This window comes from Thiohalocapsa halophila (assembly GCF_016583825.1).
Taxonomy (GTDB): domain Bacteria; phylum Pseudomonadota; class Gammaproteobacteria; order Chromatiales; family Chromatiaceae; genus Thiohalocapsa; species Thiohalocapsa halophila.
Window position 1 is genome coordinate 1 of record NZ_NRRV01000249.1, and the last position, 710, is coordinate 710.

The 710-nt window shown below is 59.7% G+C and carries 1 protein-coding gene and 1 pseudogene; both read left to right on the plus strand.

Annotated features, from left to right (window positions below; all coding sequences use genetic code 11):
- Positions 1–404: calcium:cation antiporter family protein (locus CKO31_RS26280; RefSeq protein WP_438874040.1), on the plus strand; the 404-nt coding region annotated here is incomplete at its 5' end.
- A gap of 13 nt (positions 405–417) precedes the next feature.
- Positions 418–710, plus strand: a pseudogene (locus CKO31_RS26285) (hypothetical protein); the annotation flags it as partial.

The following is a 710-nucleotide window of genomic DNA, read 5'->3' on the forward strand; positions in this document are numbered from 1 at the left end:
GCGACATTCTTACCGGGGCGATAGAACCGGCGGCCGAGAGTCTCGGTTTTACGCCGATCTTCGCCGGAGTAATCTTTCTGGCATTCTTCGGCAATGTCACGGACCTGAGCAACGCGGTCCGGTTTGCCAGAAAAGATGAAATGGATCTTGCCATGGCTATTTCGGTGGGCGCCAGTACGCAGGTAATCATGTTCGTGGCCCCGATATTGGTGTTCTCCAGCTATTTTCTGGGCCCAACTCCGCTGGATTTCCTGTTTGCCCCGTTCGAAGTCGCCGCCATCGTGATCGCGGTACTGATCAACCGAAGCCTTACCGCCGATGGAGAGACACACTGGATGGAAGGCGTGATGCTTTTGGGCGTTTATATGATTTTGGCTATTGGTTTTTTCTATTTGCCCGGATGATTGGGTCTTGGTTTTGAGCGTCGCACTCCGCCCCATTGGGGATAATGGTGCTTATCGCGACCCAGACCAAGGTCTGCGCTGCTTCGCGCATCTGATCCGCAAGGCCCATGGCCTCGAAGAGAGCTTCGACGCCCAAGCCCGGCAGTTCGGGCGCCACGTGCTCGACGTGCTGGAGACGGTGATCGCCGCAGTCTACGACGCCCCTGGCGACCCGGCGCAGGCCGAAGGGGCTGCGCGCGCGACACGCCCCCTGCTCAACGCGCTGCTCGAGGCATGCCGGGGCTCGCCGCCGGTGCCTTGCACGAG